The 6,131-nt window shown below is 50.2% G+C and carries 8 protein-coding genes and 2 pseudogenes; 8 read left to right on the top strand and 2 right to left on the bottom strand.

The genetic code is table 11. The annotated features are described in order from the left end of the window. Both UTM25_RS17035 and UTM25_RS17030 read right to left on the bottom strand, forming a co-directional pair. Positions 1 to 642 (bottom strand): annotated as a pseudogene (locus UTM25_RS17035) (Tn3 family transposase); the annotation flags it as partial. 62 nt (positions 643 to 704) lie between these two features. Further along, a pseudogene (locus UTM25_RS17030) lies at positions 705 to 1,184 on the bottom strand (transposase); the annotation flags it as partial. A 47-nt stretch (positions 1,185 to 1,231) separates the two neighbouring features. On the opposite strand from UTM25_RS17030, the gene UTM25_RS17025 reads away from it, so the two are divergent. From UTM25_RS17025 to UTM25_RS16990, 8 genes are all read left to right on the top strand, one after another. After that, complete coding sequence (locus UTM25_RS17025) at positions 1,232 to 1,903, top strand: SOS response-associated peptidase family protein (RefSeq protein ID WP_194401967.1); 672 nt, start codon at positions 1,232 to 1,234, stop codon at positions 1,901 to 1,903. Positions 1,904 to 2,082: 179 nt separating this feature from the next. After that, positions 2,083 to 2,505: a translesion error-prone DNA polymerase V autoproteolytic subunit gene (gene umuD, locus UTM25_RS17020; protein WP_123061113.1), complete on the top strand. Its 423-nt coding sequence runs from the start codon at positions 2,083 to 2,085 to the stop codon at positions 2,503 to 2,505. Continuing rightward, complete coding sequence (locus tag UTM25_RS17015) at positions 2,505 to 3,779, top strand: Y-family DNA polymerase (RefSeq protein WP_151413639.1); 1,275 nt, start codon at positions 2,505 to 2,507, stop codon at positions 3,777 to 3,779. The genes umuD and UTM25_RS17015 overlap by 1 nt, the downstream gene beginning before the upstream one ends. A 152-nt stretch (positions 3,780 to 3,931) precedes the next feature. Then, a complete protein-coding gene (locus tag UTM25_RS17010) occupies positions 3,932 to 4,570 on the top strand; it encodes an AAA family ATPase (protein WP_123061109.1) in 639 nt (212 codons plus the stop codon). After that, positions 4,570 to 4,863, top strand: coding sequence for a CopG family transcriptional regulator (locus tag UTM25_RS17005; RefSeq protein ID WP_123061108.1), 294 nt, complete (start codon positions 4,570 to 4,572; stop codon positions 4,861 to 4,863). The genes UTM25_RS17010 and UTM25_RS17005 overlap by 1 nt, the downstream gene beginning before the upstream one ends. A gap of 261 nt (positions 4,864 to 5,124) precedes the next feature. Then, positions 5,125 to 5,376 carry a type II toxin-antitoxin system Phd/YefM family antitoxin gene (locus UTM25_RS17000; protein WP_123061107.1) on the top strand — a complete coding sequence of 84 codons (252 nt, stop codon included), beginning with the start codon at positions 5,125 to 5,127 and terminating at the stop codon, positions 5,374 to 5,376. Next, the gene (locus UTM25_RS16995; protein WP_000222768.1) at positions 5,373 to 5,660 is read left to right on the top strand and encodes a type II toxin-antitoxin system RelE family toxin; all 288 of its coding nucleotides are present in this window, start codon (positions 5,373 to 5,375) and stop codon (positions 5,658 to 5,660) included. Before UTM25_RS17000 ends, UTM25_RS16995 begins: the two co-directional genes overlap by 4 nt. Before the next feature lie 28 nt (positions 5,661 to 5,688). Beyond that, positions 5,689 to 5,913 carry a hypothetical protein gene (locus UTM25_RS16990; protein ID WP_151413638.1) on the top strand — a complete coding sequence of 75 codons (225 nt, stop codon included), beginning with the start codon at positions 5,689 to 5,691 and terminating at the stop codon, positions 5,911 to 5,913. Positions 5,914 to 6,131: the final 218 nt, after the last annotated feature.

Raw genomic sequence — 6,131 nt, 5'->3', positions numbered from 1 at the left:
GCCCAGCCGATGCATGAAAACGGCTCTGGCAAGGGCATTACGGGCTTCCCCTTTGTTTAGTCCTGCCTGAACTCTGCGACGTAATGAAGGATCGCGGAACCAGTCCAGCATAAACAGTGTTCGTTCAATGCGACCGATTTCCCTCAGCGCTTTGGCAAGCCCATTCTGTTTCGGATAGCTGGCCAGTTTTTTCAGCATCAGAGAAGCAGTCACGGTTCCCTGCTTTATTGAGGTCGCCAGCCTCAGAATTTCATTCCAGTGTGTTTCTATCTCTTTGATATTCAGTGGTGTTGTGGAAATAATTGACTGTAGAGCCGGATATTTATCAACCTTCCCATGAATAAACAACCGCTTGTCGTGAAGATCCCGGATCCTTGGTGCAAAAGCGAACCCCAGCAGATGCATCAGCGCGAAAACATGTTCCGTGAAACCTGCCGTATCAGTGTAGTGCTCCGTTATTTCAAGATCACTTTCGTGATACAGCAGGCCATCAAGTACATGAGTGGAGTCACGCACCCGACTAATCACTTTGGTGTAAAACGGGCTGTACAGGTCTGAAATGTGCGTATAAAACTGTACCCCAGGCTCCTGCCCGTACTTCAGATTGACCTGGCCCGCATAGCGGCCATGGCTGCCAACCCGAGGTCGAGTCCGTCAAGGTAGTGTAAATTCAGTTACAGCTTTCCGGTCCGGCAATGAGCCTGTTATGCGCTGATTGGCAGCGCGTCGATTACTTCGGTTTCAGCGAGCTGGTCTGTCTCCGCCATGCTGTGTTGCGGCAGGTAGCGGTTCTGCAGCAACCATTCTTCATTCTGCTCCGTCAGGACCGCACCCAGAAGCCGTATGATGCTGTCTTCGTTGGGGAAGACGCCCACTACGTCGGCACGCCGTTTCACCTCTTTGTTCAGGCGCTCCAGCGTGTTGGTCGAGTGGATTTTCACCCGGTGCGCTTTCGGGAAGCCGAAGTACGCCAGCACGTCCTCTTCCGCTTCGTCCATCATCTCCGTAACCGCCGGGAAGGTTTTCTCCAGTTGGGCCGCAACCTCGCGCCAGGTGGCATGAGCGCTCTTCTCCTCTGTCTGTACGAACACCTGCTGCAGAGCGGCGCGGACCACCGACTGGCTGGCCCTGCTGACCCGGCCCAGCACGTTGCGCATGAAGTGGACCCGGCAGCGCTGCCAGGTCAGAACTGAGGTGAACCCTGATTAGAGATCCACAGCGGAGAAACACAATGTGCGGTCGGTTTACGCAGTACAACTCCCGCGAGGAGTACCTGGCCTTTCTCGGAGAAGAAGCTGAACGGGATATTCCGTATGATCCGGAGCCCGTCGGCCGCTACAACGTCGCGCCCGGAACCCGGGTATTGCTGCTGAGTGAACGCCGTTCGCAGCTGCATCTTGATCCTGTTCACTGGGGTTATGCCCCGGAGTGGTGGAACAAGCCCGCTCTCATCAACGCCAGAAGTGAAACTGCGGCCGGCAGCCGGATGTTCAGGCTACTCTGGGAGCACGGACGGGCTATTGTTTTTGCCGACGGCTGGTTCGAGTGGAAACAGCAAAACGGCGTGAAACAGCCGTTTTTCATTTACCGTAAGGACGGAAATCCACTCCTGCTCGCAGCCATCGGGAAACAACCCTTTGAAAACGGCAATGACCAGGAAGGATTCCTGATCGTCACAGCAGCTGCGGATGAGGGACTGCTGGACATTCACGATCGGCGACCGCTCGTGTACTCACCTGATGCCGCACGTCAATGGCTCAGCGAAAACACAACCGGTAAAGAGGCGGAAGACATTGCCCGAGAGGGCAGTCTTTCCGCCGAAGATTTCACATGGCACCCCGTCAGCCGGGCAGTTGGCAATCCCGGTAACCAGGGCCGGAAACTTATTGAGCCACTGGCTTAGCAGACGCTGAGATACGCGGCATCCACTCACAGGGTTATGCACCGTTTCTGTGGATAAACCACAGCCTGTTTTATCCGCCAGAACAATGACCTGACAGTAGCCGGTAAAATTCTCCTTGCAGGACGGAAAATATCTTAAATAATACTGTATATAAAAACAGGTATTTTAAGAGGTAAGCCATGATCCTTTTTGTCGCTCCCGCATCTGAGCCAGCACTGTTCACCGCACCACTTTTCACAGAGCGCTGTCCGGCAGGTTTTCCGTCACCGGCAGCGGACTACACCGAAGACGAACTGGATCTGAACGCCTACTGTATCCGTCGCCCCAGCGCGACCTACTTTGTCCGTGCCATTGGCGATTCGATGAAAGATATGGGCCTGCACTCCGGCGACCTGATGATTGTCGACAAGGCCGAAAAACCCATGCAGGGGGATATTGTCATCGCAGAAACAGATGGTGAATTCACCGTTAAACGCCTGCAGCTTAAACCCCGGATTGCCCTGCTGCCGATGAATCCCGCCTACCCCACTCTCTATCCGGAGGAACTGCAGATCTTCGGCGTGGTGACGGCATTCATACACAAGACGCGGGGTACGAACTGATGTTTGCGCTCGCTGACGTGAACTCGTTCTATGCCAGCTGTGAAAAGGTGTTTCGTCCGGATCTGCGTAACAGGCCCGTTGTGGTGATCAGCAACAACGATGGCTGCGTCATCGCACGCAGTGCCGAAGCGAAGCGGCTGGGTATTAAAATGGGCGTCCCCTGGTTCCAGCTGAAGACGGCACAATTCCCGGAGCCGGTCATTACGTTCTCGAGCAATTACGAGCTCTATGCATCCATGTCGAACAGGGTTATGTCTCACCTTGAGGAGCTGGCGCCGCGCGTGGAGCAGTACAGCATCGACGAGATGTTTCTGGATATCCGCGGTATAGACAGCTGCATCGATTATGAGGACTTCGGCCGGCAGCTGCGCGAACATGTTCGCTCCGGAACGGGGCTGACAATCGGCGTCGGGATGGGGCCGACCAAAACGCTGGCTAAAAGCGCGCAGTGGGCGTCCAAAGAATGGCCACAGTTCGGGGGCGTACTTGCCCTGACGCCACACAATCTGAAGCGAACTGAGAAACTGCTCTCACTGCAGTCGGTGGAAGAAATCTGGGGCGTCGGCCGCAGGATATCCAGGAAACTGAGCACCATGGGTATCACCACAGCACTGCAGCTGGCGCGTGCGAACCCTGTATTTATCAGGAAGAATTTCAGTGTTGTGCTGGAGAGAACCGTCCGGGAACTCAACGGTGATAGCTGTATTTCGCTGGAAGAAGCGCCGCCGCCGAAACAGCAGATAGTCTGCAGCCGGTCTTTTGGTGAGCGAGTCACAACATATGAAGCCATGCGGCAGGCAGTCTGTCAGTACGCTGAGCGTGCAGCAGAAAAGCTGCGCGGCGAGCGGCAGTTCTGCAGGCATATTGCCGTTTTTGTGAAAACATCACCGTTCGCCGTGAACGAACCGTATTACGGGAATGTGGCCAGTGAGAAGCTGATGACTCCCACGCAGGATACCAGAGACATCATAGCCTCAGCGGTGAAAGCACTGGACCGGATCTGGGTGAATGGCCATCGATATGCAAAAGCGGGTTGCATGCTCAATGATTTCACCCCTACCGGGGTTTCGCAGCTGAATCTGTTCGATGATACCCAGCCCCGAAGCAACAGTAATCAGCTGATGAAAGTCGTGGACGGTATTAACCATTCAGGACTTGGGAAAGTCTGGTTTGCGGGACGAGGCATTGCTCCTGAGTGGCAAATGAAACGAGAAATGTTGTCCCCTGCATACACAACGCGCTGGAGTGATATTCCTGTGGCTCGGCTTTTGTAGCCATACCTAAAACCTTTGCCATATGATGTATGATGTATGATGTATAAATTAAGACATCACACTTCCTATTTATGAATTATGATGTATGATACTTTCGTTACCAAATAAGAATAAAAACTTTCATACTTCACATTTCATAAATAGGTATAGATATGATAACTGTAATTGGTGGTAATAAAGGTGGGTCAGGGAAAACCACCACCGCTGTAAACCTCGCGATAGGTCTGGCTCTCAGAGGCAAGGATGTATGTCTGGTGAATGGAGATCTACAGCGAACAGCAGCAAAACACCTAGCTGAGCGTGAAGCTGCAGAAGTAAAGCCAACTATCACTCTTATTGAGAAATTCGATAATCTCTCTCAAACGCTTCGCGCACTAGATGACAAGTATGAGCACGTAATCGTTGATGTTGCAGGCCGAAACTCCAGAGAGTTCATTACCAGTGGGGTGGTCGCTCACCAAATAATCGCACCACTGCAATGTTCGCAACCAGACCTTGATACGCTGATTGAGTTGCAGCAACAAGTTGAAGGCATGAGAGATCTCAACCCAGACTTAAAAGTGTATTGCCTGCAAAGCATGGCAACAACAAATCCAGTTTTAAGAGGTAATGAACGAAAGGAATTTATTGAGTATCTTGAAGAATTCCAATCGATAAAAAGACTTGAGTCGGTAATTTGTTTCAGGAAGGTCTACCGTGACTGCATGAGTACTGGTTTGGGGGTGTTAGAGACTGATAATGCTGCTGCAAAATCGGAAATGGAAAAATTAATGGAAGAGGTATTTGGATAATGGTTAAGAAACCCAGCCAACAGGCTTCTTCACGACCTCCGATTACACCAGAACAAGCCGACGAACTGGCAAGACGTCTCGCCGATAAACCCTATGGTGATCCTGCAAAATTTGCTCCCGAGGAAGAAAAACCGGAAAAACAATGTAGAACAACAATTTCTCTATATGAATCAATGTTATTGAAAGTAGAGGATTTGGCACTGAAGAACAAACGGAACGGTAAAGAGCCGAAGAATGTAAGCGCCATTGTCAGGGAAGCACTGGAACTTTATCTGAAAAACGAAGAATCATAACCCATAAGTATGAAGTATGAAGTATGAAGTATGAAGTATGAAGTATGGCATAAAATATAATAAAAGACCGCTGCTTCCAAACCTCTAATCTGAAAGTTGACGCGGTGGTGTGCCGAGACATCGAAAAATTTTTATTTTTCGCGCCAGCCTTGACGTTCAGGTGATTTTGCCCACCTGCACAATAAATGCGCAAAAAGACTTGTTAATAGGTCTTTGCAGGTGTATTTTAGAAACTGGTTAAACGGTCTCAAAAGGTAATCTATGCCCAACATCATTCTCAGTGACACAAGCGCCAGTGTCAGCGAACTTAAGAAAAACCCAATGGCAACTGTCAACTCCGGTGATGGCTACCCGGTTGCTATTCTTAACCGCAACCAGCCCGCCTTTTACTGTGTTCCGGCAGAGCTATACGAGAAAATGCTCGATGCCCTGGACGATCAGGAACTGGTTAAGCTTGTCGCCGAACGCAGCAACCAGCAGCTGCATGACGTGGATCTGGATAGTTACTTATGACGTATACGGTCAAATTCAGGGATGATGCGCTGAAAGAGTGGCTGAAGCTGGATAAAGTCATTCAACAGCAATTTGCGAAAAAGCTAAAGAAGTGCAGTGAAAATCCGCACATCCCTTCAGCAAAACTGCGCGGGATAAAGGACTGCTACAAAATCAAACTTCGAGCCTCTGGCTTTCGTCTGGTCTATCAGGTGATTGACGATCAATTAATTATCGCTGTTGTAGCTGTAGGAAAACGTGAACGTAGTGACGTTTATAATCTTGCCAGTGAACGAATGAGATAATCATTCATTTTTACGTTTGGAGGTCATAATGGATTACCGTTCTCTTATGAAAGATTCTTTCAGCGAAATGAGAAAATACAGCAGTCAAACTGTTATGGTTACTCAGTCCTTAACTTCCTTTGGTCGAAATAAGCCTCGGCCAGCCTTTCAGGACTGGATTGAGCACCTTAATAGAAATGATCGCTTGCCCCGGGGGCGTTTCTTCGCAGGAAAAAAACCTGGTCGTCGCCTTGCGATTTTTGATGAAATTTAGTTTTCAGACAAAGCCGCGCCAGCGGCCTTTTTGACGCCTCCCGTTTAATACCCCGCGCGGTTAGACATTCAGCGCATTCTGCCCAGCATTATGTTTGCCATCTTAATCCACTTGTAGCGGCCCTTCTGTAATGCACAAAAATGCTATCCATATTGGACATTTCGGCACTATCAGAAAAAAGTGTCCACAAAATATTTGTAAGCGTACAGCGAGAGCCG

Source organism: Enterobacter sp. 61D5, assembly GCF_034107965.1.
Lineage (GTDB): Bacteria > Pseudomonadota > Gammaproteobacteria > Enterobacterales > Enterobacteriaceae > Enterobacter > Enterobacter cloacae_M.
The sequence above is the reverse complement of the archived record's forward strand: the minus strand, read 5'-3'. Positions and strand labels throughout refer to the sequence as shown.